The following is a 25,167-nucleotide window of genomic DNA, read 5'->3' as shown; positions in this document are numbered from 1 at the left end:
TCTCCGTTCATCCGGATCGCGCCTACCCGGGTTCGGGTGATGCGCAATCTCTGCGGGGCCGACCCGGAATTTTCCCGGGGCGGCCATTTGCTGGAATGCTCTGGAAGGATCAGAAGCCGAACAGGGCTTCGTTCTCGGGGCGCTCCATGCCCTCTTCATGGAAGCGTTCCCACATCTGGGCCCACGGGCGGCCGAACCAGTCGGGCACGACATAGTCGATCACCTGACCGGGCGAGACCGGCTGGGCTCTGCCGTCGACCGGATAGATGGTGGGGTTGCATTCAACGAAGATGTAGGGTTCGCGGTCCTGGAAATCGCCGAGGCGTTCGAGCACGCGCACCATGCGGATCGGCTCGACCAGCGCTTCGGAATCGTAAAAGATCGCCTCATGGCGCAGCCCGATCATGTCGCCTTGCTCGTCGGTCTCGGGCGAATAGATTTCGACCGTCTGCATCAGGTTGGAATGTTCGAACCCGCCATGGGTCATCCAGCCCTGGATGTTGGACGTCCAGGTGATCAGATGGTCGCCGTTCCAGAAACCGATGGACTCTCCGTACCAGCGCGGCACGGCCTCGCCGAGACGGGGCACGCTGCCCTCCTCGATGATGAACTCATCGCCGATGCGGATCTGAGTGAGGAAATTGTCGGCGACCCCGGTAAGGATCTGGACGATATCCTCGTTCATCAAAACCTGATGGTCGCGAACCGAATGCTCGTGCCAGCGGCGCAGGAAGCCCTCGGGCCAGCAATACTGGCTGGGCCACATGGCGGCATTGGTGTTGGCGTGGTGATAGGCTTCCTGAACGAAACGCTTCTGGTATTCTGGGGTGAGCAGCGAGGTGATCGTGGTCGCCTGAACGATGCGGCCCCAGAACCAGTTTTCGCTTGAATCGTCATAGACCCCGTTCCAGTCGGGAAGGTCGTCCATGGGACGCTTGAGGGTGGCTCCGGCCTCTTCGGCCTCGGCCAGCAGCGCTTCATAATGCTCTTGAGCGGTTTCGAACGGGTAGGGGCTTACGATCTCCTCGCGCGGAAAATCCGCATCGCAAAAGCCCCAGGCGCCGGACTCCGGCGGATTGTCTCCGATGATGGCATTGCCATAGGCGCCCCACTGGCTTTCCAGCCCCATGGGACTGTTGCAGCGGAAATATCGCGGATCGGACCACAAATCGACGTCCTGATAGAAATCGTCCGACGTGAAGATATCGCGCTCGAGCGGTTCCACCCCTTCTGGAACCTCCCCGTTGCGCGCGGCGATGGCTTCTCCTCCAAAAGCCCCTCCGCTTCCCGCGCCGACGGCCTGATGGCCCTCCTGATCGGCCATCGGCCATCCAAAGCCGACGCTTTCCTGTTCGTCCTGCGCAAGGACAGGTGGAACCAGCGTCAGGCCGACGATGGCCAAGGACGCGAAAGCCAGATGGCCTGGCAATCTTAAAGACATGTTGATCTCTCCTCCCAGAGCAAAAATTCGCTGTACGAAAAAATATCCGTAGAGCGAATACTGTTGGCGAAGCGGTGGGGCTTGTCAAGGTGGCAGGGGGAAGGGTGGCGTGAGCCGGAGGTGAGGAGGGACAATCCACAGCGCTGCTGGCGGTGCGGGAGGGTTTGGACACACTTCTGCTGAGGGCGTGGAAGCCTTGCGGGTCTCCGGGTCAAGCCCGAAGACGACCAGGGGCGAGAGGGTGCGGCAAGAGCCGGGAGGGGCGCGCATACCTTGCCTCGGGTCAGGCCCGGGGTGACACGGTGGGTTAGGACAAGGGCGCGGACAACGCGGATTGGGGGCATTCCCCTCTCCGCTCGTCATGTCGGGCTTGACCCGACAATCCGCAGCGCTGCCGGTTGGAAGAGGCGCGCGGCAAGAGCCGAGAAGGGCGCGCATATTTGGGAATGGGCGTGGATCCCCTCGGGGCAAGCCCGAGGGTGACGGGGTGCGGGGGAGCAGCCTTGGAGCAAGGCGCCGAATGACCGGTGGGGCCTAGCCGTGCAGGCGGCGGGCGATGTCGGCGAGGTGGCGGCCTTGCCAGGTGGCGCCGTCGAGTTCCTGGGCGCTGGGCATGCGTGAGCCGTCGGATAGGGTGACGGTGGTCATCCCGTAAGGCGAGCCGCCGCGGACAACGTCCACGCCCATTTGATCCTGATAGGCGTAACCCAGCGGCACGATGATGATGCCGTGGTGCTGCAATGCCGCCTGGGTGCTGAGGATCGCCTGTTCCTGGCCGCCGTGCTGGGCGGCGGTGGAGGACATGACGGTCGCAACCTTGTTGACCAGTGCACCCTGGGCCCAGAGCGGTCCCGTCTGATCGAGGAAATTCTTCATCTGGGAAGCCATCATGCCGAACCGGGTCGAGATGCCGAAGATGAAGCCATCATAATCGGCCAGTTCGGCCGGACTGGCGAAGGGGGCATCCTGTTCGAGCTTGTAGTAAGCCTTGCGGGCTACTTCTTCGGGGACAAGTTCGGGGACGCGCTTGATGGTGACTTCGGCGCCCGTTTCGCGGGCTCCGGCCGCCGCCGCCTGGGCCATCGCCTCCATGTGACCGAAGCTCGAATAGTAAAGGACAAGAGTTTTTGCCATGCAATTTCTCCGCTAGGCGAAAATTAATTCGTGATACGAAGATTTTGATGGATGGAGGTGGGAAGTCAAGCCTCTTGGGGGCGGATCAGGTTGGGGGGGGCTGGACGGTAGGGGTGGCCCCCGTCTCCCGTGCCGCCGGATGTGTTGCGGATTGTCGGGTCAAGCCGGACAATGACGCCGGAGAGGGTGGGGGTAAGTGGCATCGATTAGGCGAGGAGGGGCCGGTTCATGTGGGGTGTTGATGGGGGATGCCACCTCTCCCCCTTATCGTCTTCGGACCGGAGACCCGCAACCTCTCCACGGCCTCAGAAAAGGTGTTTCCGGCACCACCGTCTGGCGATGCACGTACATGCGGCGTTCCGCTTCACCCGCCCCGCGCCGGCGGTTGGCCATGAGGTTCGAAGCGAGGGGCCCTCTCGTCTTCGGGTCTAGCGGCCCGCGGGGGTGAGAGCGGTTTTGACCAGGACGGGGTATTGCGAGAGCTTGGCGGTGATGTTGCGCGAGGCTTGCAGCAGGAGCGATAGGCGCTCCTCGATCAGGGCCTGTGCCGAGAGGCGGCCGCTGTAGCCCGAGGTGTTGATCGCGGCGACCGCCCGGCCTTCACCGTCGAATACCGGCACCGCGAGCGAGGCGATGCCATAGTCGAGCTCGTCGATGCCGACCGCATAGCCGAGCCGTTTGGTTTCCTTGAGGATCTGCAACAACTCGGCCTGGTCGGTCACCGTGCGATCGGTGAGCGCCTTGAAGGGGGCCGTGGCGAGAAAGCGATTCTGGGTGGTCGAATCCGCATAGGCCAGCAGGACCTTCCCAAGCGAGGTGGCGTGGGCCGGATAGCGCGCGCCGATCGCCGCGATGGGGCGAACAGCGCTTTGGCGCGAGGTGTGGGCGAGATAGAGCACCATGTTCTCATCGAGGATCGCCACCGAGGAGGCATCGCCAAAAGTTTCGACGAGCTGGCGCAGCTCGGGGAGCAGGAATTCGTCGATCTGGCTCGAGCGCATATAGGACGAACTCAGGGTCAAAACCCGCGCGCCGAGCGTGAATTTGCGGCCGTGCTGGCGCACATAGCCCAGGATCGAAAGCGTATAGAGACAGCGGCGTGCGGTGGCCGGTGAGAGCCCGGTGCGGGCGGCAACCTGCGATAGCGTCATCTCGACATTTTCGCTGTCGAACGACTCCAAAACGGCAAAGCCACGGGCGATGGCCGAGTTGAATTCCTTCTCGTCGATGACTTTGCCATCCAGAACGCTTGACATGATGCTCCCTTTCATAAAATATTCGCTGTACGGATATAGCTTCGCTCAGCGAAAAAATCAAACGCGAAAGCGACGCTCTACCGGGAGGAGAATCTATCGATGCAGAGCGTTCACTCCGCAAGGGGGTCTATGCCGGAGGATGCCTCGGCAGCTTCGGGTTTTGGGCTGGCCGAGTTTGGGGCGCCGTGGGGTCGATGTGACCGTGTGCTGATTGCGGTGCACGGGCGGGATCGGGACGCGAACGAATTGCCGAACGGCTTTGCCGCCCGGTCCGGCTGCAAGACGACGCGGGTTCTCGCGCCCTATGCTCGGGGCAAAAACTGGTACGAGGGCCGTTATGACGCGCCGTTTGCTGAAAACGCCGACGCGGTAAAGGCCGGCCTGGAGTGGATCGATACGGCATTCGAGCGGGCGGCGGAGAACGCGTTTCCAGCCTCGAAAGTGGTTTTGGCCGGCTTCTCGCAGGGCGGGTGCATGGTGGCGGAATATCTGCTGGGCGGCGCGCACCGGCCGGCTGCCGCCGCGATCTTCACCGGCAGCGTGCTGGACATAGCGCACAGGCGGGCAAGCGCTAAGCTTGAGGGCATGCCTGTCCTGCTCTCGGGTGGCGCCGGCGATCCGTGGCTGCCGATGGACGATCTCAGGGCCACCGGCGCGCTGCTCGAGGCGGCGGGGGCCAATGTCGAACTGCACATGTTTTCCGATGGCGACCATGTGGTTCGCGATCAGGAAATGTCGCTTCTGGGCCAACTCGTCAAAGGGGTTGCCGCCTAGGACATAACCCTGCGCGTGCCGCTGGCGGCCGGCGCAGCATCACGGACAAGAGAAGGAGGATTTAAAGTGTCTCAGCGTCCCAACACCAACAAGCCGGCCAAGGCCCTGGACGGCAATCATCACATCACCGGCATCACCGCCGATGTGCAGGCCAATGTGGACTTCTGGTGCCGCATCATGGGGCTGCGCTTCATCAAGAAGACGCTCAATTTCGAGACGACGTTCCGCTATCACACCTATTACGCCGATGCGGACGGCACGCGGGGGAGCGTCGTCACCTTCCTGGAGTTCAACGACGCGCCCAAGGCCACGCCGGGCAAGGGCAATCACGCGGCTGCCATTCTGCGGGTGCGCAGCCATGAGGCGCTGGACTACTGGATGGACCGACTGACCAACGAGCAGATCTATTCGGAACTGATCCGGCTCGACCCGACACAGCCGCGCCGGCTGGTGTTCGAGGATTTCGAGGGCCATACGGTCGAACTGATGGCGACCGACGCCAAGGACAAGCCCCTGGCTTTCCCGGCGCAGGACATTCCCGAGGCCTTCCGCGTCACCGGGATCGAAGGCATCCGCTCCTATACCACTCTCGACGAGCTGCAGCCCTATGCCGAGCACATGGGCTTCGTGCGCAATGACGCGCTGCAGCGCTATGAGCTCAATGGCGATACCAAGAGCGCGCGCTGGTACACCGCGCCGGCGCCGCAGGGGCCGTTCCAGGAGATCGGCGTGGGGCTGTGGCACCATCTGGCGCTCGATGCCGACGAGGATCTGGGCGGCTGGCGCGACTATTCGCATTCGGGCCCGATCCCGACCACGCCGGTCTATGACCACCACGTATTCGATAGCTGCTACACCCAGACGCCGGGTGGCATCATCGAATTGTGCAGCGCCGGGCCGGGGTTCCTGGTGGATCAGGACGCGAGCGAGCTGGGCGAGCGTCTGGCGCTCTCCAAGCGCGTCGAGCCGCTCAGGGCGCGTCTTGAACGCGAGTTGACCCCGATCACCAATCCACGCCGTCCAGACGGCTCGCTCAAGAGCGCTCCCCCTGCGTCGGGCGACAAGGCCAAGGGCGGCAAGGAAAAGGTCGCCGGTTGACATATAATGCCTCGCTGCCTCACGCGGCGGGGCGTTCGTCCTTTCGGGAAGGACACATTCCGACGCACGTCCGCTTGGATTGTGCAGGAACGCGACGGTTTAATGCAGGTATTAGAGGGGAGGGCTCGCCTTGCGGGGCGAGAAAAAGGGAGACAATCATGACCAAGCTTATCCTGCCGCGGGGCATCGATCGCCGCCGGTTTCTCAAAGGCGCGGCCGGGGCCGGCACGGCGATCGCTGCCACCAGCCTGTTCGCGCCAGCTATCCGCGCCCAGGCGCCCACCATCCGCATCGGCTATGTGACGCCGCAATCGGGCGGGCTTGCCGGGTTCGCCGAAGCCGATCAGATGATGATCGCGATGTTCCAGGAAGCGGTGGCCGGCGGCCTCAGCATTGGCGGCACGACATATAATGTGGAAGTGGTGGTCCGCGACAGCCAGTCCAACCCCAACCGCGCCGGCGAAGTCGCTCAGGAGCTGATCGTTTCCGAAGGCGTGGACCTGATGCTCACAGCTTCGACACCGGACACCACCAATCCGGTCTCGACGGTGTGCGAGCTCGAGCAGATGCCGTGCATCTCGACCATGGCGCCGTGGGATGCGTGGTTCATGGGCCGTCAGGCCAACCCCGCCAGCCCTGAAGGGTTCTTCTATACCTACCACTTCTTTCCCGGTTCGGCGGACTGGTTCACGACCTACACGAACATGTGGGCGCAACTCGACGGGCTCAATCAGAATGTGGGCGGCCTGTGGCCGAACGATCCGGACGGCAACGCCTTCTCCGATCCCAATACCGGGTTCCCGCCGTTCCTGGCCAATCTGGGCTACAGCGTCAACGATCCGGGGCGGTATGCGAACCTTTCGGACGATTTCTCGGCGCAGATCTCGCTGTTCCAGCAGAATGACTGCGATATTGTCACCGGCCTGATGATCCCGCCCGACTTCACGACCTATTGGACCCAGTCGCTGCAGCAGGGATATCGCCCGCCGGTCTGTACCATGGGCCGCTGCATCCTGTTCCCCTCGGCGGTTGAGGCGCTGGGCGAGCAAGGGCACAATCTCTCTACCGAAGTGTGGTGGTCGCCGAGCCATCCTTATTCTTCGTCGATGAACGGCATGACTGCCGCGGAACTGGCCCAGGCCTTCACCGAACAGACCGGGCGCCAGTGGACCCAGCCGATCGGTTTCACCCACGCCCTGTTCGAAGTGGCGCTGGACGTTCTGAAGCGCAGCGCCGATCCGAAGGATTTGGACGCCAACACCGATGCGATCGCGGCGACCGACCTCGAGACCATTGTGGGCCAGGTCGCGTTCGGCCGCGACAACGTGCCGGGCTTTGCCAGTGCCAACGTCTCGACCACCAAGCTGGTGGGCGGCCAATGGCGGCTGGCCGATGATGGCTACGACCTGGTGATCGTCGACAACCAGACCGCGCCGGAAATCGAAGCGGCCGGCGAAATGGAGGCCATCGCCTGACAAGCGAGTGCCCGACCCCCTCGGGCATTCCTCCCTGGCCGTCTCATGCGCTCCGTATGGAGATGCATGGGACGGTTTTTTTATTCCGGCGCCTTAGCCAGCCCCGACAAAAAAGAGCCTCTGCCGCAGACTTGCATCCCTTGACATCCCGATGAGAACTCAACAAAATGCGTTATGCGAAAAAAATTTCGCTAAACGAAAATGGGGGCGGGGCAGATGAGGGGCGCAGGCGAACTCTGCGCGCCGGAGAGGCGCGGTAGGAGGAGGTCAGTCTTTTCCGCAGTCCCACGCCTGAACCGTTGCTCTCCGTCTCCCACACCGAAAAGGCAGTAGGTCCAGTATGAAGATCGGCCCAAACTCGACACGGCAAACCAGTATTTCGACCGCGACGCCGGATCAAATCGTTATTCGCGGCAAGGATTTGTGCGCGGATTTGATCGGCAAGATCTCGTTTACCCAGCATACCTGGCTGCTGGTGATCGGCGCCATGCCCACCGAAACCCAAACGAGAGCGCTCGATGCAGCGCTGGTGGCGATCGCCGAACACGGGCTGGTGCCTTCGGTGCAGGCGGCACGGGTTACATATGCGGCGGCGCCCGAAGCGGTGCAGGGGGCCGTTGCAGCGGGGCTTTTAGGCTGCGGATCGGTAATCCTGGGCGCCGCCGAAGCGGCCGGGGCGTTTTTGCAGCAATGCATGGATGCGGGCGGAGACCGGCGCACAGCGATCCATAAGGTGGTTTCCGAGCTGCGCAGCGAGAAGAAGGCCATTCCCGGTTATGGACATCCTTACCACAAGGCCCATGACCCGAGGACAGGTCGGTTGATCGAGGTTGCACGCGAACTCGGGATTTTCGGAGAGCATTTCAAAACCGCGCTCTTGGCCGAAGAGGTCATTCCCGAAATCACGGGCCGAAAACTGGTGCTCAATGTGTCGGGCGCCATTCCATCGCTTCTGCTGGATGCGGGCTATCCGCTGCTCGGCATGAAGGGCGTCCCGATCCTGGCCCGGACGGCCAGCTTGATCGCCCATATCCTCGAAGAACGCCAAAATCCTATCGGCTTTGCGCTGACCGAGTCGGGCTCGGAGGTTATTTCCTATTCGGGTGAGCTCCCCGACGGCTTCGTGCCGCAGAATATCGAGGAGTGAAGGCGATGAATCTGCCTCTCAAAAACGTCAAGGTCCTCGAGCAGGGCACATTCATAACCGGTCCCTGCGCGGGCATGATGCTGGCCGATCTGGGGGCCGATGTCATCAAGGTGGAAACCCCAGGAAGCGGCGATCCTTACCGGACCTACCAGGAAGGACATTTTTCACCGCACTTCCAGGCCTATAACCGCAACAAGCGGTCGGTGGCGCTGAATCTGAAATCCGAAGACGACAAGAAAATCTTCGATCAATTGGTGGCCGAAGCCGACGTGTTCATCCAGAACTTCCGCCCCGGCGCCGCCGAGCGCATGGGGGCGGGATATGAGAGGCTATCGGAAATCAATCCCCGGCTGGTCTATTGCTCGATCTCGGGCTTCGGCAAGGATGGCCCTTATCGCGACCGGCCCAGCTATGATTCCGTGGCGCAGGCGCTGAGCGGGTTTCTCGGCATCGTGACCGACCGCGAACGTCCGCGTTTCCTGGGCCCGGCGCTGGCGGACGCCATCACCGGCATCTATGCCGCCTATGGCGTCCTGGGAGCGCTGGTGAGCCGGGGAACGGATGGGAAGGGCCGATTGGTCGAGGTTTCGATGCTCGAGGCCATGGCCCATTTCGCGATCGAACCTTTTACGGCGCTGTTTGCGCTCGGCCAGGCGCCGGTGGGGCTTGATCGGCCGCGTCTGGCGCAGGCTCATATCCTCAAGACACGTGACGACAAGCTGGTGGCTATCCATCTCTCGAGCCCGGAAAAGTTCTGGGACGAACTGACCGAGGCCTTCGATGCCAAGCATCTGCGCGAAGACCCGCGCTTTGCCACACGCCTCGCCCGCATCGACAATTACGAGGCGCTCGGAGAAGAGCTGAACGCCATTACCGCCCGGCGGGATCGGGCCGAATGGGCCACGATCATGGAAAAGTTCGACGTGCCTTTCGCCGCGGTCAATGAAGTCGAAGAAGTGGTCGAGGACCCGCAAGTCAATCACCTCAACCTCATCGTGCCTGTCGAAAAGACCGGGGACGACGCAGCCGACAGGGCCGTGCGCCCGGCGGTGACCGTCGACGGCGAGCCCTTCCTGAACGTGCGTCCCGCGCCCAGGCTTGACGCCGATGGCGAGGCGGTCCGCCGGAACGTAGCCGAGGGAAAGGGGTGGCCCGAGCTTGCGGCCACTGCGCGCCGGCTGGAGGAAGCGGCGCAGTGAAAGGAAAGCCTTGGGCCTGTTTACCCGGGGCACACCGGCGGCGAGCCGGCATCAAATGGTCCGGTTCCGGTTGTCCGGCCGGCCGTGTCGCTCATCCTTTGGGAGAGGGATGAGTTCAAAGGAGAGAGGGAAATGAAGAGCATAAAGAAGGTTTTGATCGGCGGGGTGGCGGCGGCCGGCGTTTTGGCCGGCGGTATTGTACCCGGCCTCGCGCACCACTCGTTCGCAATGTTCGATGGGGGCCAGGTGCAGGTGTTTACGGGGGTGGTGACGCGCATCAATCCCGACGCCAACCATCTGCAGATCTTTTTCGCTCCGCTCGATGACGCGCGCCAGGCGGTGGTGCGCAACGAGGATGGCGAACCGCAGATCTGGGCGGTGGAGATGAACGGAGCGGCCCAGGCGGCCCAGGACGGCATCTCGGTGAACGGTTTTGCGCCGGGCACGATCTTTTCGGTGGGGCTGCATCCGCTGCGCAACGGCCAGCCGGGCGGAGATCGCGGCGAGTCGGCGCTTTACAAATGCCCCGCCAACACGCCGCCGGCGGCGGGCGAGCATTGCTGGGACCTGGCCGATTCCACCGCGCACGGCGATGGGGAGATCCCGGTGGCCGGCGAGCTGGAGGAAGAATACAACCCTGAATGAGGGTAGGCCCCGCCGTCGCGGAGGAGCGGCGGCGGGCTTAACGGGCGCGTCTCTGGCCTTGGGGCAGTGCGATGATATTGAGGGCGCTCTCGAGATCGGGGTTTCCGGCAAGGTCGGCGATGGTATATTCGGCCAGCACCGACTGAAAGGCTTCGAGAGCGCGGCCGAGCGCATTGGTATAGGCGCAGCGGTCCTTGAAGGGGCACTTTTCGCGGTCTTGGGTGAAACATTCCGAGAGCGCGAACCCGTCCTCGGTCAATCTGATGACCTCGAGCAGATTGATGGCGGGCGCGGGTCGGGCGAGCCGCACGCCACCACGGCGGCCGCGCACGGTTTCGAGCAGGCCGTTGCGTGTCAGCGGCACGATGATCTTGAACAGGAACATGTCCGAGATGCCGAACGCCTTGGCCATGTCGCCAACGCGATTGAGTTCGTTGTCGCTGACCGCGCAATAGACCAGCGTGCGCACGGCGAAATTTGTCTGCGTCGACAGTCGCAAAACCTATGCCTCCCCGCCGCGCTCTTGCATGATCAGGCCAGAGCGGGAAACAGGGCCGACACCCCTGTTTGAATCAGTACGGTGAGGCCCACTCCGGCGACCACGCCGCCGATAATGCGCGCACTGGCATAAAGCCGGTCGCCGCACCACAGCGCATAGGCTGCAAACATCGCGCCGCTGGCGACCAGCATCTGGATGATCGTGAAGCCGACGAGATAACCCCCGAGCGAGGACGACACCGTGCCCACGATCGCTTCGGCATAGACGCTGCCATGTAGCATCCCCGCGACCGCGAAGGCCGCGGTGTCAAAGACCGGCATGCGCGGCTTGCCAAGCGCGAGAGCCAGCCCCAGCGCCAGCAGTGCGCCATGAACGAGCCAGACATCGAGCGGGATGACCAAACCTGCGACCGTAAAAAGGCAGCCGGCCACTGTGCCGAGCACGAACCACAGCGGCAAAAGCTTGGACGCCTGCGTCACGGCAGCGAATACGCCCACCGCGGCGACGAAGGCGAAATGGTCGAAATTGATGATCGGGTGGGCGAGCCCGGAAAGCAATCCGGTTTCGAAGCGCATGGGCAGGCTGCCGCCAAGGGCGTGGTGGGCAAGAGCGGGCGTCGCCGGTGCCAGTGCGCAGAGCCCGGCGAGCAGTGCGGTCACCTTTTTTCTGTTGCGGCTGCTCATGGTTGCCCTCCGATCGGTTTCCGTCAGGTCGCGATGCTGCTTTTGTGCAGGACAAGGCCAGAAGCGCCGGGGACGAGGCTCCGGCGCTTTTGGGAAATCAGTAGGTGCCCAGGGTGATCTCCCCGGTCGCCAGCACGGTGCCCTGGTCGTCGAGCGCCGAGACCTGGGCGGAATAGGTGTTGCCATTGCCGCCCGAGCACGGGGGCATGTAGCCCTCGGCGAGGAAATCGCCCGAGGTGGCGTTGGGGGCGGCAACGAAGGCGGGTTCGGGCAGATCGTCGGTTTCGCCCGGCACGCTGGGAAGCGAGACGGTGCCGTCGGCGGGGGTGATGGTAAACCCGATGGTGCCGTGACCGCCATTGTTCATGGGCTGATAGGTCTCGTCCGAATAGGCGACGTGAATCTCGGTCGTGCCTTCCGGGACGCCGGATATCTCGAGAGCGGGTGTGGCGCCCGAACCGCCCTGAAGGCTGCAATGCTGGCCCTCGGGAACGGCTTCTCCGGTCCATTCGGCATCGGCGAAGGAAACCTCGAGCGCTTCCTGCGTGAAGGCAGGGCCGGCGGCAAGGACAATGGCAGCGGCCAGGGCGGTGCCAAAGAGCTTGGATGTCGTTGTCATTTCTGGATTCTCCCGGATGAAAGGGTTTCGCCAAAGTGCGGGACGACACTGGGTACGGTCGGCAGTGCCGAATTGCCTGCCCAGTCAAGCAGGCGGGGAAACCCGTTGGCCTGCACAAAGCCGGCACGCTCTTTATATATTTGCCGCCGTGGGACATGCGATCGCCGACGTCTTGGTCAAGCGATTTACCGATACACCCAGCCCGCTGGTGCCTTGTGCGCGTGTGGGAGTTGAGCTGGAACCACTGGATGGAGCCGATCGGTCGCGACATTCCGGCTGCTGAGCCAACCCATTGTAATACTTAAGTATAAACAGCTCGCGCATGACTGCCGCGCTCGGCGGTGCTTTGCATGTTTTGTGCAGAACTCGCATCGCTAACATGCAGGTCAGCCTTGAGGGGCTTGGACATGATCAGCTCGCATGCTTGCGGGTGTGCATCCCGAGCTGTGCGTCCGAGGTGGAGCCGCCAGTGTCGGGAATTTGAGGGAGGACGATATGACGATTACGAGAATTGGTTTTGCGACCGCTGCATCGGCGATTGCGCTGGCACTTGCGGCCGGCCCGGCGATGGCTCAGTGGGCCAGCGAGGCCGAAATGATCGAGGCCAACCCCGATCTCACTTTCTACGACCCCTATGAAGGCGATAGCGCCGGGCGGGGCTGGGCTTATGTCGATGCGCGGGAGTACCAGCAGGTCGGCGCCTCGGGCGACAACGTGGCCGCCAGTGGCGGTGACGCTCCCGAGGGCGTCGAGCCGCTGGAACGCGATCTCTACACGTCCGACGATTTCTATGTCGACGCGGAGCTTTGGGACGATCCGCGCTACTTCCGCTGCAATTCGCCTCTCGCCAATGAATCGATGTGGGGCGCCTATGGCGGCAACACTGCCAATGGCGACAACCCGCCGCTGACCACCTCGTGGGGGTTCTGCGACCGCGGCTATCCGCGTGAGGGTATCGTCAGCCCCTATCAGTTCGAGACCGCCCAGGAGCATTACGAGACTCTCCTGGCGGAGGCCGAGGCCAATGGCGGGCCAACCGAATATAGTCATGACAATCCTCCGCCCAACTGGAGCGGCCGCTATCAGCGTCTGGGCGGTTTGGGTGAGAACCAGGAATGGGGGTACGAGAACTGGTGGTGGGGCCGGATCACCCAGATTCCGACCATGCTGTCGGTGCTGACCGAAGAGTACCAGACCCGCGTGGTCCAGGAAGCCTATCATCAGGGCAACACCAATGCCGCGCAGTGGCCGAGCCAGTATTGCTGGCCCGAAGGCATGATGCGCCGCTGGCACCAGTTCTCGGTGCAGCAGCCGCACCAGTTGTTGGTCACCGAGAACCTCGTGCAGTGGCTGATGGGCACCGCCGACAACTTCGTGCTCCAGTACAATATCGGGCGTGAGTTCAATATGGAGGGCGCCGTGCCGCGTCTGGGCCAGGACGTGCCGCGTTGGTATGGGGAGTCGATCGGTTTCTGGGACGGGGACGCTCTGATCACCTGGACGTCCAATATCCAGGGCTGGGTTACTCACAATGCCTACGAGCATTCCAACCAGCTCCAGATCATCGAGATCTTTACGCCGATGGAGACCGAGAACTTCTCGGGCCTGCATCACGAGGCGATCTTCTACGATCCGGAAGCCACCGTCGTGCCGACGCGCCAGATCCAATGGTATCGGCAGCTCGATCAGTTCGATGAAGTCGATCCGTACATCTTCATCGAATGCAACCAGACGATCTTCCCGATCGAGGGCCGCGCACAGCCGGTCTCGCCCGGCACCACGATCGAGTACACCGTTCCCGATCTTTTCGGTCGTCCCTGGGCGCAGATCCAGGAGCAGTATTTCGAGCAGGACATGGAGCGTCCTGAGGCCAGCAGCCTGTTCGGCTTCTGACCGACGCAGTGGGCCGGGGCGGCAACGCCCCGGTTCGACGCCGACGAATAGATTCATGGCTTAGGCACAAGGGGAGGAAATCGGTGCGGACAACCAAAACCTTAACCGCGTTGGCTCTCGTGCTTTGCGTTGCCGGCGGCACCTCGCCGGTACTCGCCCAGGAGAGTGTCGGGCGCGGCTGGCCTGTCGAGCCCAAATCCGGTCCGGTGGTCGGCGGCGGCAGTATCTATGGCGGCGGCGAGGTTTTCGGCGCGCGCGCGGGTGACACGCCCGAAGGTGTCGAGCCGCTGGAGGTCGATCTGTTCACCACAACCGATTTCTACGCCGATCGCGAGCTTTGGAGCGATCCGCGCTATTTCCGCTGCAACAGCGCGGTGTCCATCGAGGATCATTGGGGTGCCTATCCCAATTCCAATCCGATCAACAATGAAGACCCGGCGCAGGCGCCCTGGGGCGTTTGCGAGAACGATTACCCGCGCGACGCGATTGTGAGCCCTTACCCCTTCGGGAGCGCTCAGGAGCACTATGAAGCCCTGCTGGCCGAGACCGAGGGCAATGGCGGCCCCACGATCCACACGCGCGAAACGCTGCCGATGTGGGACGGGCGCTACGAATATACCGGCACCCTGTTCGAGAACGGCGAATCCATCGGCGGGCGCAGCCAGTGGAACTATTTGCACGTCAACCAGGTGCCCACGATCCTTACGCTGCTGACCAAAGAGTATCAGACGCGCCTGGTGCAGCAGCTCTATCATATCGGGGTGACCAACGCGCATCAGTGGCCGGCCTCCTATTGCTGGCCGGAAGGCTTCATGCGCTTCTATCACTGGCCGGCCATGTTCACGGTGGATCTGATGATGACCCCGGACATAGTGCAATGGCTCGGCGGTACTGCCGACAATTTCCTGCGTCAAGTCCACATAGACCGCGAGATGAACACCGAAGGCGCGGTGCCGCGCTTGGGGGCCGACGTGCCCCGGTGGTACGGCGAAACCGTTGGGTTCTGGGATGGCGATGCCCTGATCACCTGGACGTCCAACATCCAGGGTTGGGTCTATCACTCGGGCTTCGAATTTTCCAACCAGCTCCAGACCGTGGAGATCTACACGCCTCGCCAAGATGAGAGCGGGGAGTTCGTGGGTCTAACGCACGAAACTGTGCTGTACGATGCCGAAGCCTTCGTCGAGCCGCTGCGCATCGTGCGCGAACTCGATCATGCCGGCGCGCTCAACGAGGTCGAGCCCTACGTTTTCGTCGAATGCAATCCCACGATCTATCCGATCGATGGCTACCAGCAGAACGTCTCGCCCAACCAGGTTTTCGAATACCGCCAGCCGGACTGGTTCGGACGCCCCTGGGCGCAGATCTGGGAGCGCCACCACGAGGAGGGCATGGAAGCTCCGGAAACCCAGACGCTGTTCGGTTTCTGATTTGATGAGGTTATCCCCGCCGGCAGCTCTGCCGGCCGGGCAGAGAGGAAACCTGCCGCTCTGGTAGAGGGCAGGTCAGAGGAGAGAGGAAGATGATGAATACAAAAAAGGCCTTGATCGGCGGCGCTGCGGCGGTGGGCATTTTGGCGGCAGGCGTTGTGCCCGGCCTCGCGCACCATTCGTTTGCGATGTTCGATGGCAGCCAAGTCAAGGTGTTCACGGGCGTCGTGACGCGCATCAATCCCGACGCCAACCATCTGCAGATCTTTTTTGCCCCGCTCGATGAAGCGCGCCAGGCGGTGCTCCGCAACGACAATGGCGAACCTCAGATCTGGGCGGTCGAAATGAACGGTGCGGCGCAGGCGGCCCAGGACGGCATTTCGGTCAACGGCTTCCCGCCGGGCACGATCTTCTCGGTCGGACTGCACCCGCTGCGCAACGGCCAGCCGGGCGGGGACCGTGGGGAGTCGGCGCTCTACAAATGCCCGGAGAACACGCCTCCGGCTGCGGGCGAGCATTGCTGGGACCTGCCGGAATCGACGTCGCATGGCGATGGGGAAATCCCCGTCGAGGGCGAACTCGAAGAAGAATACAACCCGGACCAGAATGGCTGACGGGCCGGCGCTGGGGTGGCCCCGCGGCGGCCATGAACCGGTGCGTGCGGCAACCGGTCGGGCGGCCTTTGCGACCGGCAGGGATGCCGAAGCGAGGCCGGCTCGGGCGAGCGGGCACGCGAGACAATGAAGAGATCAAGGATACACGGCCATGCAAGAATTCGCCGCCTGGCTGGCGGGCACGGGGTTGAGCCAGACCATTGCTTCCAGCCTGTGGATGATCCCGGTCATCCAATCGGTTCACATCGTTACCTTCGGCGTGCTGATCGGCGCGCTGCTGATGGTCGATCTGCGCATCCTGGGCGTTATCGCGAAGGACCAGTCGCTGGTAACGGTGACGCGCCGCTACGCCCCCTGGGTATGGGGATGCATCGTCGTTCTGGCGGCCAGCGGGCTGCTCCTGATCGTCGGCGAGCCGGCGCGTGAACTCCTGAGCTTCTCGTTCTGGGCCAAAATGAGCCTTCTGGCAGTCGGTATCGTCATCGCTGCCGCCTTCCAGATCCACGTCCGCAACAATCAAGCGAAGTGGGCGGAAACCGAAACGGTTGCGCCGGCCACCAAGGTCTTTGCGGTGCTCTCCTTTTTCATCTGGCTTGGGATCATCGCGATGGGCCGCCTGATTGCCTGGGACACCGAAATCTGGGGCAGCCTGTCGCCGCAGGCCTGAGGGGAGACAAAATGGATTTCTACAGCTTCTTTGCTGCAATCGAAAATTCGGCAATCGGCACCTTCGTGCGTGAGACGCTCAACGCGCTGCCGATCATCAACGTCTTCCATGTCGTGGGTCTCTCGCTGGTGTTCGGGACGATCTTCATGGTGGACATGCGGCTGATCGGGCTGCAATCGGTCAGCCGGCCAGTCAGCCGAGTGGCGCAAGACCTGCTCAAATGGACCTGGATCGGATTTGCCCTCGCCGCCGTCACCGGCCTTTTGATGTTCGCGGCCAATGCGACCACGTTCTACGTGAACCTTCAGTTTCAGCTCAAGATGGTGGCGCTCGTCTTTGCCGGACTGAACATGGTGGTGTTCGAACTGATCACCGCGCGCAACATGGCCCATTGGGACAATGAGCGGCGCACGCCGCCGGCGGCGCGGTTCGCCGGATTTGCCTCGATTTCACTCTGGGTCCTGATCATCGTTCTGGGCCGCTGGATCGGTTACACCAAGGGGTTCAACTTCTCGGCGCCGCCCGCGGGCGATCTCGACCTCGACAATCTTTTCGGTGCCATATCGCTGGTCCAGACTGCCGTGGGCTAAATCGGAGGAGACATATGAAACATTCAACCATTCCGGCGCGCGGTTCCTTTTTTGCCGCGCTCGCTGCGGCGGGACTGATCGGCCTCGCCGCGCTTCCTGCTCTCTCCCAGGTGCAGGAGGGCGGGCCGATGGAGACCGATTTCGCCCCCTATGCTCTCGGGCGCGCCGCAGAGAACATCGCCTCCGACCTCGAAACGCCCTGGCGCACCGACACCGTCACCATAACCGTCAACGGCCTGGTCGAAAATTACGGCCAGATGGAGTACAAGGTCTCGATGGAAGAGGGGGACGTGCTGCTCTATTCCTGGACGGCCTCGGAAGACATCTATTACGAAATGCACGGGCATCCGCTCAATGACGATGGGACCTATGGCGACGCCATGCTCTATCGCGACGAGGAGGGAAGCGCGTCGCACGGCTTCGTACGCGCCCCGCTGCAGGGAATCCACGGCTGGTATTTCGTCAACGATTCCTTCGATACGCCGATCGAGATCGAATTGACGCTGGCCGGAACCTATGAGCTCGAGCCGGGCGTTATCGAGATGTCGCGGTGACGACCCGGCCCTGATGCCAACCGGGGTGGCTTTGTGCACATGAGCTTTCGAGCGCGCGCGACCGGTTTGATCTTTTTTGCGGTGCTTGTGCTCACCGCGCCGACGGCGGCGCTCGGCCATCCCTCCTATGCGATGTATCTGATGGACCAGGAGATGGTCCTTGTGGGCGAGGTCAAGAGCTTCGACTACACAATTCCCCATTCATGGCTGCAGCTCATCGTTGCCGACGAGGACGGAACCGAGCAGGACTGGGCCATAGAAATGGAAGGGGTGCCCCAGCTTTTCCCCCAGGGGATAAGGCAGGATTACGTCGCGCCAGGTGATCGGATCACGGTGCTGGTTCACCCCATGCGTGGCAATCGGCCGGCTGGGTTGTGGCAGGGTTCGATCGACGCGGGCGGCAGGGCGTTCGGGCGGGCGGAAGGGCTGGACGCGCCGGGCGGGGAGTAGAGGCTTCGCGGCATATCCGACGCAGGTGGCTTCCTTAAGCTGATGGACCCTCGGGCTTGGCCCGAGGGTTCATGCCGCAAACTCCGAGCTGGTTGGGTCAGTGGTTAAGCGGCGTTGGCCGGTTCCGCCCTGTGCTCGTGATGATGGCTTCCCATCACCAGCCTGGGGCCGCTGGCGGGCAGATGGGCCAAGTCGAAATCGAACGAATTGTCCTTCTTGCTGAACGAGAGCAGACGGGCCGAATTGAGGATGAAGGCCAGTTCCGAGCCCACATGGATCAGAACGGCTGCCACGGGCCCGACAAAGCCCAGCATCACGGCAATGATGCCCAAAATATCGATGACGATGGTGCCGGCGAAATTGAAGAAGATGATGCCGCGCGCCCGCCGGGCGATCTTGACGGTTTCGGCGAAACGCTCGAGATCATTGCCCAGCAGCACGATATCGGCCCGCTCGCGGGCGACTTCGGTGCCCGAACCCATGGCCACGCCGACATCGGCGGCGGCGAGTGCCAGCGTGTCGTTGATCCCGTCACCGACCATGGCGACCTTGCTCTTGCCGCCGACGAGTTCGCGGATGTGATCGAGCTTGTTTTCCGGCAGCAGTTCGGGCCGGACGTCTTCTATGCCCAGCTTTGCGCCCATGGCCTTGGCGACCGGTGCGCTGTCGCCGGTGAGGAGAATCGTGCGGATGCCCATCTTGTTGAAGGCGGCGATGGCGCGGCGGGCCTCCGGGCGCTCGCGGTCGGCGATGCCGATGGCGCCGAGCAGCCGTCCGTCCTGCGCCACGTGCACCCAGGTCGTCGCCTCGTCGCGCGCCGCGACGCCGGCGAGCGAAATTCCGTTGCGCTCCATCCAGCTCGCATTGCCGACGACGATGGCGCCGTTTCGGCCGGTGGCTGAAATGCCCATGCCGGGGGAGTAGCTGAAGCTGTCTGGCTCGACGATGGCCGTTCCTGCCTCGCGGGCGCGTGCCACAATGGCCTTGCCGAGCGGGTGCTCGGAGCGGATTTCCGCCGTCGCGGCGGCGGCGAGGACATCGGCCTCGCTGGTGCCCGGCGCCGTCACGATGGCCACCACGTCCGGTTCCCCGAAGGTCAGCGTACCGGTCTTGTCGAGCACGATGGTGTCGACTTGGCTGAGGGTTTCCAGATGCGTGCCACCCTTGATGATCGCCCCCAGCCGCGCCGAACGGCCGATGGCGCCCAGGATGGCGAGGGGCGTGCCAGCAGCGACGCCACAGGCGCCGGCGACGATGATGACGGCGATGGTCGAGGAGATGTTGCCGCCCGAGATGAAATATTCGATCACCGCAAAGATCAGCGCCACGTAGATGATATAGGCGGCCAGCTTGTCGGCATAGCGTTGCACGGGAGCGCGGGAGCGCTCGGCCTGTTCAATGGCGGCAATGATGCGGCCATAGCTGGTGTCGCGGCCGATGCGTTCGGCTCGGATTTCGAGGGCGCCGGACTGGTTGATCGACCCGGCATAGACGCGGGCGCCGTTGACCTTCTCAATGGGCATGGATTCGCCGGTGATGCGGGTTTCGTCGACAAAGGAATTGCCGCCGGTCACCGTGCCGTCGATGGCAACCAGAGCACCAGGCTCGACCAAAACGGTGTCGCCGATGGCCAGATCGGAAGTCGAGATCGTATTGACCGCTCCGGCCCGGCGTACGGAAACTTCGCGCGGCAGCAATTCGAGCAGGTTGCGGATGGCGCGCCGCCCGCGTTCGACCGTCATGCCCTCGAGAACCTCCGCGATCAGCACGAAGAAGGTGATGACGAGGGCGACGAAGAAATAGCCCGTATAGGTCGCGGCCAGGATGGCGATCACCATTGAGAGTTCCATGGTCATCTGCCGGCGGCGAATGGATTCCCAGGCTTCGACGAACAGCGGCCAGCCGCCGAACAGCAGCCCCACCAGCGCGTACCAGGAGAAGGGAAGGAAGATGTCCGACCCGATCATCAGAAGGGGCGGGTTGGCGTCGGGCAGGCGCAATTGCACAGCCGCCGCGCAGAGGCCGGCCACGGCGATCCGGGCGATGACCAGGGGGGAAAACTCGTGATCGTGATGGTGGCCATGCCCGTGGTCATCATGGTCATGATGATCGTGATCGTGATCGTGATAATGATGGTGGTGATCGTGCCCGTGATGATGGTGGCTGTGCGGCTGCCTTGGCGCGTGTTCGATCATGGCTGAATCATCCTCCCTAAAATCAGGACGCGTCCTCGTTCGCTGCGGCGGCAGAACTTTGCGCGGAACGTGCAGAAGTGCAGCAAAGTTGTGCAGGCGCCGTATCGGCGTGCAGGTGTTGGATGCGCCGTAGCCGTCACACTAGCCCACCTTGCGCCGATTGCCTGCACGATCACTCCGGCAAACCTGCACGAACCAATCACGCTGTCGGGGACGTTGCGACGTGTCACCAAGGCCAAATGCAATACTCAGGAGAAGCCGGCATGCATGACAATCCCGTTGAAAGCCTCAGCTTGGGAAAGGGAAGCGACTTGACGATCGTGCTGGTGCACGGACGGACGCAGTCACCGCAAGACATGAGGGTTCATGCCGAACGCCTTGCGCTCGATAACGTCACCTTCCTTTTTCCCCTGGCTACCGGCAACACTTGGTATCCGGGCCTGTTCATGGCTCCGATCGCAGACAACGAGCCGGCCCTTTCCGCCGCGATCGGGCATTACGAGGCGATCGTCTCCGATCTCATCGCCAAGGGGACGCCTGCCCATCGCATCGTCGTGGGCGGGTTCTCCCAGGGTGCATGCCTGACATCGGAGTTTCTTGCCCGTCATCCTCGTCGCTATGCCGCCGCCATCTTGTGGACGGGCGGCTTGATAGGTCCCGCCGGAACGGTGTGGCCGCTGCGGCCGGTACTTTCGGGTATGCCTGCCTACATCACCACCGCCGAGAACGATCCCTGGGTGCCGACGGACCGTGTCCGGGAAACCTATGATTGGTTGCGTCAGAGTGGCGCCAGGCCTGAACTCGATATCTTCGAGGATCGCGAGCACGGGGTACTCGATGTCGAAATTGCAGCTGCACGACGCATGGTCGAAACGGTGCGGCCGGAAGCCGCAGATGAGCGTTTTGTGCAGCCCGGGTGATACAACTTTAGTCTGGTGCCGGGTGCGAGCTTCCGCTCTGAATTCAGTTTTCTTTCAATGCAATAGGTTGATTTGTATCAATAAAGTGCCGGACGCCCCGGCCCTTGGAAGAGCATTGGAGGTCCCAAAAAGCGATGGTAACGTGCAGGACGGACGTCGCTCCCCATGGGAATCTACCAGACCGGCACGAGGAGGTGCCGCTGGTCGATAGGGGTGGTGGACGTAGTCCTCCGTCCTGAACGATGGCACAGCCGGAAAAGGAATGGAGTGAATGCTCGCCGACGGTCTTGCGTCGGCCGGGCCAGGAGGTTTGTGGGAGGAGCGGAAATGCGTGCAGGCGCACCCTTTGGTGTGGGCGAAACTCACGGGGTTCTGGGGCAAAAACCGAACAAGACTGCGGCCAGCAGCGACAATTACAATTGGCACTCGATCTATGCATCCTCGCAGAGCGAATATCCGTTCGAGGCGTTCTTTTCGGCGGTGGACGATCAGTTGCTGGTGCTTCATCGCACCGGTCCCGTCGCCGTCGATCGGCTGAATGGCGACCGAGCACAAAGACGGGTCGTGCCGGCAGGCGGCATCCATCTCGTTCCCGGCGGCATGAGCTTTGGTTTCCGGTTGTTCGAGCAGCTCGATACGCTTCACGTCTACATCCGGCGAACCATCATCGAAGAAGTTGCCGCCGAAATGGCCGTGGGCGATCCCACCAATATCTCGGTTATGGGCGAGTTCGTCGATTCAGACGTGCATATGAGTAACCTGCTCCAAGCCGTGATGTTTGCGCTTGAGGATGCGGATTATGCCAACGCGCTCTACGTCGATTGCCTTGCCCGCGCGGTAGCCTCGCGCCTGGTGCGCGACTATTCCAATGCGCGTTTGCGACAGAGTTCTCCCACCGATCGGATGTCTTCGGGCGCGCTCGGCGGGCCGATCGTCAACGAAGCCATTGCCTATATGCGCGAAAACCTGGACCGCTCGATCGGGCTGGAGGATATCGCCGCGGTCATCAACCGCAGTCCGAGCCATTTCGCGCGGCAGTTCCGTAACGAGATGGGCACGCCGCCCTATCAGTATCTGGTCAATCTGCGACTCGACAAAGCCCAGGAGCTACTGCGCGAGACGCGCGTGTCCGTCGCCGAAGTGGCATTCGAATGTGGCTTTACCCACCAGGAACACCTCACGCGCTTGTTCCGCCGCCGCTTCCAGACGACGCCCGCAGCATATCGCAAATCGTGCCAGAACTAGGCCTCAAGGCCGCCGGCAGCAAAGATTGTTTTGTGCAGGTTCCCCTGCGAGAACGTGCAGGAGCGGGGTGGTGCTAGCAACTAGCTTCCGGAGTCGGAAGGCGCAGCACTTCGCGTCCGGAGGAGCACATGTATCCATTTGTCTACCAAGCACTTTCCCAGCGCGTCGTCTTTGGTTCGGGAACCATCGACCAGGTGGGGGACGAGCTTGCGCGGATGGACCTCGCCAAGGCGCTGGTGCTCACGACGCCCCAGCAGGAGGAGACAGGGCGGAAAATGCTCGAGGCTCTCGGTGCGCGGGCGGCGGACCTCTTTGCCGGAGCGGCCATGCATACGCCGGTCGAGGTGACCGAAAAGGCGCTCGAACAGGTCAATGCGGTGAGCGCCGACTGCGTGGTTTCGATCGGGGGCGGTTCGACGACAGGGCTCGGCAAGGCGATCGCGCTGCGCACCGATCTGCCCCAGATCGTCATCCCCACCAGCTATGCAGGTTCGGAGGCGACCCCGATCTTGGGTGAGACCAAGGATGGCGCCAAGACCACGCAGCGCTCGATGAAGGTGCTGCCCGAGGTCATCGTCTACGATGTCGATCTCACGATGAGCCTGCCGGCCAAGATGACGGTGACCTCGGGACTCAATGCCATCGCCCATTCGGTGGAAGGGCTTTATACCCAGGACCGTAACCCGGTCATCTCGATCATCGCCCAAGAGGGCATTGCGGCGCTGACGCGCGCGCTGCCGGTGATCCACGAGCGCCCCGACGATGCGGAAGCGCGCTCGGATGCGCTTTATGGCGCCTGGGCCTGCGGCACCGTGCTCGGCGCGGTGGGCATGGCGCTGCATCACAAGATCTGCCACGTGCTGGGCGGTAGTTTCGATTTGCCGCACGCGGAAACTCATTCCGTGATCCTGCCGCATGCCACTGCCTATAACGAACGCGCGGTGGCGCGCGAACTCACACCCGTGGCCTCCATATTTCAATCCGAGAGCGCGGCGCTTGGCCTTTGGACTTTTGCGCGGCGGCTCGATGCGCCCATGACGCTGAGCGAATTGGGCATGAAGCAATCCGATCTCGATCGAGCCGTCGGGATCATGATGAACAATCCCTATTGGAACCCCCAGCCGCTTCTCGAGGAGGACCTGCGCGGTCTGCTCGATGATGCCTTTTTTGGGCGGGCTCCGGGGGCGAGCCTTTAGAGCGGACAGGTAAGATCGAATGCTTCTCGAGTTGAAATCGGTTTCCAAGCGCTTTGGAGCTGTCGTTGCCGCGGAGGGGATCGACCTCTCGGTGGAGCAGGGGGAAGCCCTGGGGATCATCGGGGCCAACGGAGCCGGCAAAAGCTCGTTGTTCAATCTCATCACCGGCGTGCTGCGCCCCGACGCGGGGACCGTTTCCTTTCACGGCAATGAGATTACCCGTGCGAGCGTGCGCGACCGGTGCCGCGGGGGGATCGGGCGCTCGTTTCAGATCCCGCAGCCGTTCGAAACCTTGACCGTCTTTGAAAACCTCATGGTGGCGGCCGAGTTCGGCGCGGGTGAAACCCCGATGGGACTCGAGCAGACCTTTGCCATCCTCGAGATGACCGAACTGGCCGACAAGGCCAATATCGTTTCGGGCAAGCTCACCCTTTTGGACCGCAAGCGGCTCGAACTGGCGCGGGCGCTGGCCACCAACCCGGACCTGCTGCTGCTCGACGAGATCGCCGGCGGGCTGACCGAGGGCGAATGCCACAAGCTGGTGGCGCTGATCAGCTCGCTGCACAAGCGCGGCGTCACCATCATCTGGATCGAGCACATCGTTCACGCGCTGCTCTCGGTCGTCTCGCGGCTGATCGTGCTCGAGCGCGGCAAGCTGATCGCCCAGGGCGAGCCCCAGGCGGTCATGGCCGATCCCGCGGTGCGGCGGTCCTATCTGGGCATTGAGGAGGCGGCATCGTGAGTGCTTTGCTCGAAACACACAATCTCGAAGTGTTCTATGGCGACTTCCAAGCGCTGTTCGGCGTGGACGTGGTGGTCAATGCCGGCGAGACGGTGGCGATCATCGGTTCCAACGGGGCGGGCAAGTCCTCGTTTCTGAACGCGCTTTGCGGGCTCAACGCGTCCAAGCCCGACCAGATCCGTCTCGAAGGCGTGGCGGTGGGCGGCACGCCGGCCTTCGACATGGTGCGCAAGGGCGTGGCGCTGGTGCCCGAGGGGCGGCGGCTGTTCCCCTCTCTCTCGGTCGAGGAGAACCTGATGGTCGGCGCCCACGGCATGAGTGAGGATCGGGGCTGGACGCTGGAAGCCATTTACGACCTGTTCCCGATTCTGAAGGAGCGGCGCAACCAGGCCTCGACCACGCTTTCGGGTGGCCAGCAGCAGATGGTGGCCATCGGCCGCGCGCTGATGAGCAATCCCAAGGTGCTGCTTTGCGACGAGATCAGCCTCGGGCTGGCTCCAGCGATCGTCAAGGACGTCTACCTGGCAGTCGCCGAGATCAAGCGGCGAGGGACGACCGTGCTTATTGTCGAGCAGGACCTGACGGCGGCGCTGGATGCTGCGGACCGGGTCTACTGCTTCATGGAAGGGCGGGTCAGCCTCGAAGGCCGGCCGGGAGAGCTCACGCGCGAGCAGATACAAGACGCATATTTTGGGGTTTAG

At 62.8% G+C, this 25,167-nt stretch carries 26 protein-coding genes; 19 read left to right on the top strand and 7 right to left on the bottom strand.

Annotation, left to right across the window (positions count from 1 at the left end):
* Nucleotides 1-109: 109 nt before the first annotated feature.
* The 3 genes from NO934_RS01960 to NO934_RS01950 form a co-directional block, all read right to left on the bottom strand.
* Nucleotides 110-1,441, bottom strand: a complete 1,332-nt coding sequence (locus NO934_RS01960) for a hypothetical protein (RefSeq protein ID WP_309161911.1) — start codon at nucleotides 1,439-1,441, stop codon at nucleotides 110-112.
* Between the two features lie 534 nt (nucleotides 1,442-1,975).
* Complete coding sequence (gene wrbA / locus NO934_RS01955) at nucleotides 1,976-2,575, bottom strand: NAD(P)H:quinone oxidoreductase (protein ID WP_309161910.1); 600 nt, start codon at nucleotides 2,573-2,575, stop codon at nucleotides 1,976-1,978.
* Between the two features lie 428 nt (nucleotides 2,576-3,003).
* Entirely contained in the window at nucleotides 3,004-3,831 is an 828-nt protein-coding gene (locus NO934_RS01950) for an IclR family transcriptional regulator C-terminal domain-containing protein (RefSeq protein WP_309161909.1), read from the bottom strand.
* Nucleotides 3,832-3,930: 99 nt separating this feature from the next.
* Between NO934_RS01950 and NO934_RS01945 the strand changes: the two genes are divergently transcribed.
* The 6 genes from NO934_RS01945 (at nucleotide 3,931) to NO934_RS01920 (ending at nucleotide 10,169) form a co-directional block, all read left to right on the top strand.
* Nucleotides 3,931-4,605, top strand: a complete 675-nt coding sequence (locus tag NO934_RS01945) for a dienelactone hydrolase family protein (RefSeq protein ID WP_309161907.1) — start codon at nucleotides 3,931-3,933, stop codon at nucleotides 4,603-4,605.
* A 66-nt stretch (nucleotides 4,606-4,671) separates the two neighbouring features.
* Complete coding sequence (locus tag NO934_RS01940; protein WP_309161905.1) at nucleotides 4,672-5,703, top strand: VOC family protein; 1,032 nt, start codon at nucleotides 4,672-4,674, stop codon at nucleotides 5,701-5,703.
* Between the two features lie 158 nt (nucleotides 5,704-5,861).
* A complete protein-coding gene (locus tag NO934_RS01935) occupies nucleotides 5,862-7,178 on the top strand; it encodes an ABC transporter substrate-binding protein (protein ID WP_309161903.1) in 1,317 nt (438 codons plus the stop codon).
* A gap of 340 nt (nucleotides 7,179-7,518) precedes the next feature.
* Complete coding sequence (locus NO934_RS01930; protein ID WP_309161901.1) at nucleotides 7,519-8,325, top strand: citryl-CoA lyase; 807 nt, start codon at nucleotides 7,519-7,521, stop codon at nucleotides 8,323-8,325.
* A gap of 5 nt (nucleotides 8,326-8,330) precedes the next feature.
* Nucleotides 8,331-9,524 carry a CoA transferase gene (locus tag NO934_RS01925; protein ID WP_309161900.1) on the top strand — a complete coding sequence of 398 codons (1,194 nt, stop codon included), beginning with the start codon at nucleotides 8,331-8,333 and terminating at the stop codon, nucleotides 9,522-9,524.
* A 132-nt stretch (nucleotides 9,525-9,656) separates the two neighbouring features.
* The gene (locus tag NO934_RS01920) at nucleotides 9,657-10,169 is read left to right on the top strand and encodes a DUF6152 family protein (RefSeq protein ID WP_309161899.1); all 513 of its coding nucleotides are present in this window, start codon (nucleotides 9,657-9,659) and stop codon (nucleotides 10,167-10,169) included.
* 37 nt (nucleotides 10,170-10,206) lie between these two features.
* Here the strand turns inward: NO934_RS01920 and NO934_RS01915 are convergent, their stop codons facing one another.
* The 3 genes from NO934_RS01915 to NO934_RS01905 all read right to left on the bottom strand — a co-directional run bounded on the left by NO934_RS01915 (nucleotide 10,207) and on the right by NO934_RS01905 (nucleotide 11,970).
* Nucleotides 10,207-10,668 (bottom strand): Rrf2 family transcriptional regulator, encoded by a 462-nt coding sequence (locus tag NO934_RS01915; protein ID WP_309161897.1) that lies wholly within the window; start codon nucleotides 10,666-10,668, stop codon nucleotides 10,207-10,209.
* Between the two features lie 32 nt (nucleotides 10,669-10,700).
* The gene (locus tag NO934_RS01910) at nucleotides 10,701-11,351 is read right to left on the bottom strand and encodes a HupE/UreJ family protein (protein ID WP_309161895.1); all 651 of its coding nucleotides are present in this window, start codon (nucleotides 11,349-11,351) and stop codon (nucleotides 10,701-10,703) included.
* 97 nt (nucleotides 11,352-11,448) lie between these two features.
* Complete coding sequence (locus NO934_RS01905) at nucleotides 11,449-11,970, bottom strand: hypothetical protein (protein ID WP_309161894.1); 522 nt, start codon at nucleotides 11,968-11,970, stop codon at nucleotides 11,449-11,451.
* A 495-nt stretch (nucleotides 11,971-12,465) separates the two neighbouring features.
* On the opposite strand from NO934_RS01905, the gene NO934_RS01900 reads away from it, so the two are divergent.
* The 7 genes from NO934_RS01900 to NO934_RS01870 all read left to right on the top strand — a co-directional run bounded on the left by NO934_RS01900 (nucleotide 12,466) and on the right by NO934_RS01870 (nucleotide 18,168).
* Nucleotides 12,466-13,863 (top strand): hypothetical protein, encoded by a 1,398-nt coding sequence (locus NO934_RS01900; RefSeq protein ID WP_309161893.1) that lies wholly within the window; start codon nucleotides 12,466-12,468, stop codon nucleotides 13,861-13,863.
* An 83-nt stretch (nucleotides 13,864-13,946) separates the two neighbouring features.
* Nucleotides 13,947-15,293, top strand: a complete 1,347-nt coding sequence (locus NO934_RS01895) for a hypothetical protein (protein ID WP_309161892.1) — start codon at nucleotides 13,947-13,949, stop codon at nucleotides 15,291-15,293.
* A 92-nt stretch (nucleotides 15,294-15,385) separates the two neighbouring features.
* Nucleotides 15,386-15,907 carry a DUF6152 family protein gene (locus NO934_RS01890; protein WP_309161891.1) on the top strand — a complete coding sequence of 174 codons (522 nt, stop codon included), beginning with the start codon at nucleotides 15,386-15,388 and terminating at the stop codon, nucleotides 15,905-15,907.
* Between the two features lie 151 nt (nucleotides 15,908-16,058).
* Nucleotides 16,059-16,574 (top strand): DUF6644 family protein, encoded by a 516-nt coding sequence (locus NO934_RS01885; protein ID WP_309161890.1) that lies wholly within the window; start codon nucleotides 16,059-16,061, stop codon nucleotides 16,572-16,574.
* Between the two features lie 11 nt (nucleotides 16,575-16,585).
* On the top strand, nucleotides 16,586-17,164 hold the full coding sequence (locus NO934_RS01880) for a DUF6644 family protein (RefSeq protein WP_309161888.1): 579 nt from the start codon (nucleotides 16,586-16,588) through the stop codon (nucleotides 17,162-17,164).
* A gap of 14 nt (nucleotides 17,165-17,178) precedes the next feature.
* Entirely contained in the window at nucleotides 17,179-17,718 is a 540-nt protein-coding gene (locus NO934_RS01875) for a hypothetical protein (protein WP_309161887.1), read from the top strand.
* Between the two features lie 39 nt (nucleotides 17,719-17,757).
* Entirely contained in the window at nucleotides 17,758-18,168 is a 411-nt protein-coding gene (locus NO934_RS01870; protein ID WP_309161886.1) for a DUF6152 family protein, read from the top strand.
* Between the two features lie 104 nt (nucleotides 18,169-18,272).
* Here the strand turns inward: NO934_RS01870 and NO934_RS01865 are convergent, their stop codons facing one another.
* Nucleotides 18,273-20,174: a cation-translocating P-type ATPase gene (locus NO934_RS01865; RefSeq protein WP_309163631.1), complete on the bottom strand. Its 1,902-nt coding sequence runs from the start codon at nucleotides 20,172-20,174 to the stop codon at nucleotides 18,273-18,275.
* Between NO934_RS01865 and NO934_RS01860 the strand changes: the two genes are divergently transcribed.
* The 6 genes from NO934_RS01860 (at nucleotide 20,169) to NO934_RS01835 (ending at nucleotide 25,167) form a co-directional block, all read left to right on the top strand.
* Nucleotides 20,169-20,369 (top strand): hypothetical protein, encoded by a 201-nt coding sequence (locus tag NO934_RS01860; RefSeq protein ID WP_309163792.1) that lies wholly within the window; start codon nucleotides 20,169-20,171, stop codon nucleotides 20,367-20,369. The genes NO934_RS01865 and NO934_RS01860 overlap by 6 nt on opposite strands.
* 257 nt (nucleotides 20,370-20,626) lie before the next feature.
* Nucleotides 20,627-21,283, top strand: coding sequence for a dienelactone hydrolase family protein (locus NO934_RS01855; RefSeq protein ID WP_309161885.1), 657 nt, complete (start codon nucleotides 20,627-20,629; stop codon nucleotides 21,281-21,283).
* 327 nt (nucleotides 21,284-21,610) lie between these two features.
* Nucleotides 21,611-22,528 (top strand): helix-turn-helix domain-containing protein, encoded by a 918-nt coding sequence (locus NO934_RS01850; protein ID WP_309161884.1) that lies wholly within the window; start codon nucleotides 21,611-21,613, stop codon nucleotides 22,526-22,528.
* A 128-nt stretch (nucleotides 22,529-22,656) separates the two neighbouring features.
* Nucleotides 22,657-23,724, top strand: coding sequence for a maleylacetate reductase (locus NO934_RS01845; protein WP_309161883.1), 1,068 nt, complete (start codon nucleotides 22,657-22,659; stop codon nucleotides 23,722-23,724).
* A gap of 19 nt (nucleotides 23,725-23,743) precedes the next feature.
* Entirely contained in the window at nucleotides 23,744-24,466 is a 723-nt protein-coding gene (locus tag NO934_RS01840; RefSeq protein WP_309161882.1) for an ABC transporter ATP-binding protein, read from the top strand.
* A complete protein-coding gene (locus NO934_RS01835) occupies nucleotides 24,463-25,167 on the top strand; it encodes an ABC transporter ATP-binding protein (protein ID WP_309161881.1) in 705 nt (234 codons plus the stop codon). The genes NO934_RS01840 and NO934_RS01835 overlap by 4 nt, the downstream gene beginning before the upstream one ends.

The organism is Pelagibacterium sp. H642 (genome assembly GCF_031202855.1).
In the GTDB taxonomy this organism is placed as follows: domain Bacteria; phylum Pseudomonadota; class Alphaproteobacteria; order Rhizobiales; family Devosiaceae; genus Pelagibacterium.
This window is presented reverse-complemented; position numbering and strand designations above follow the sequence as displayed.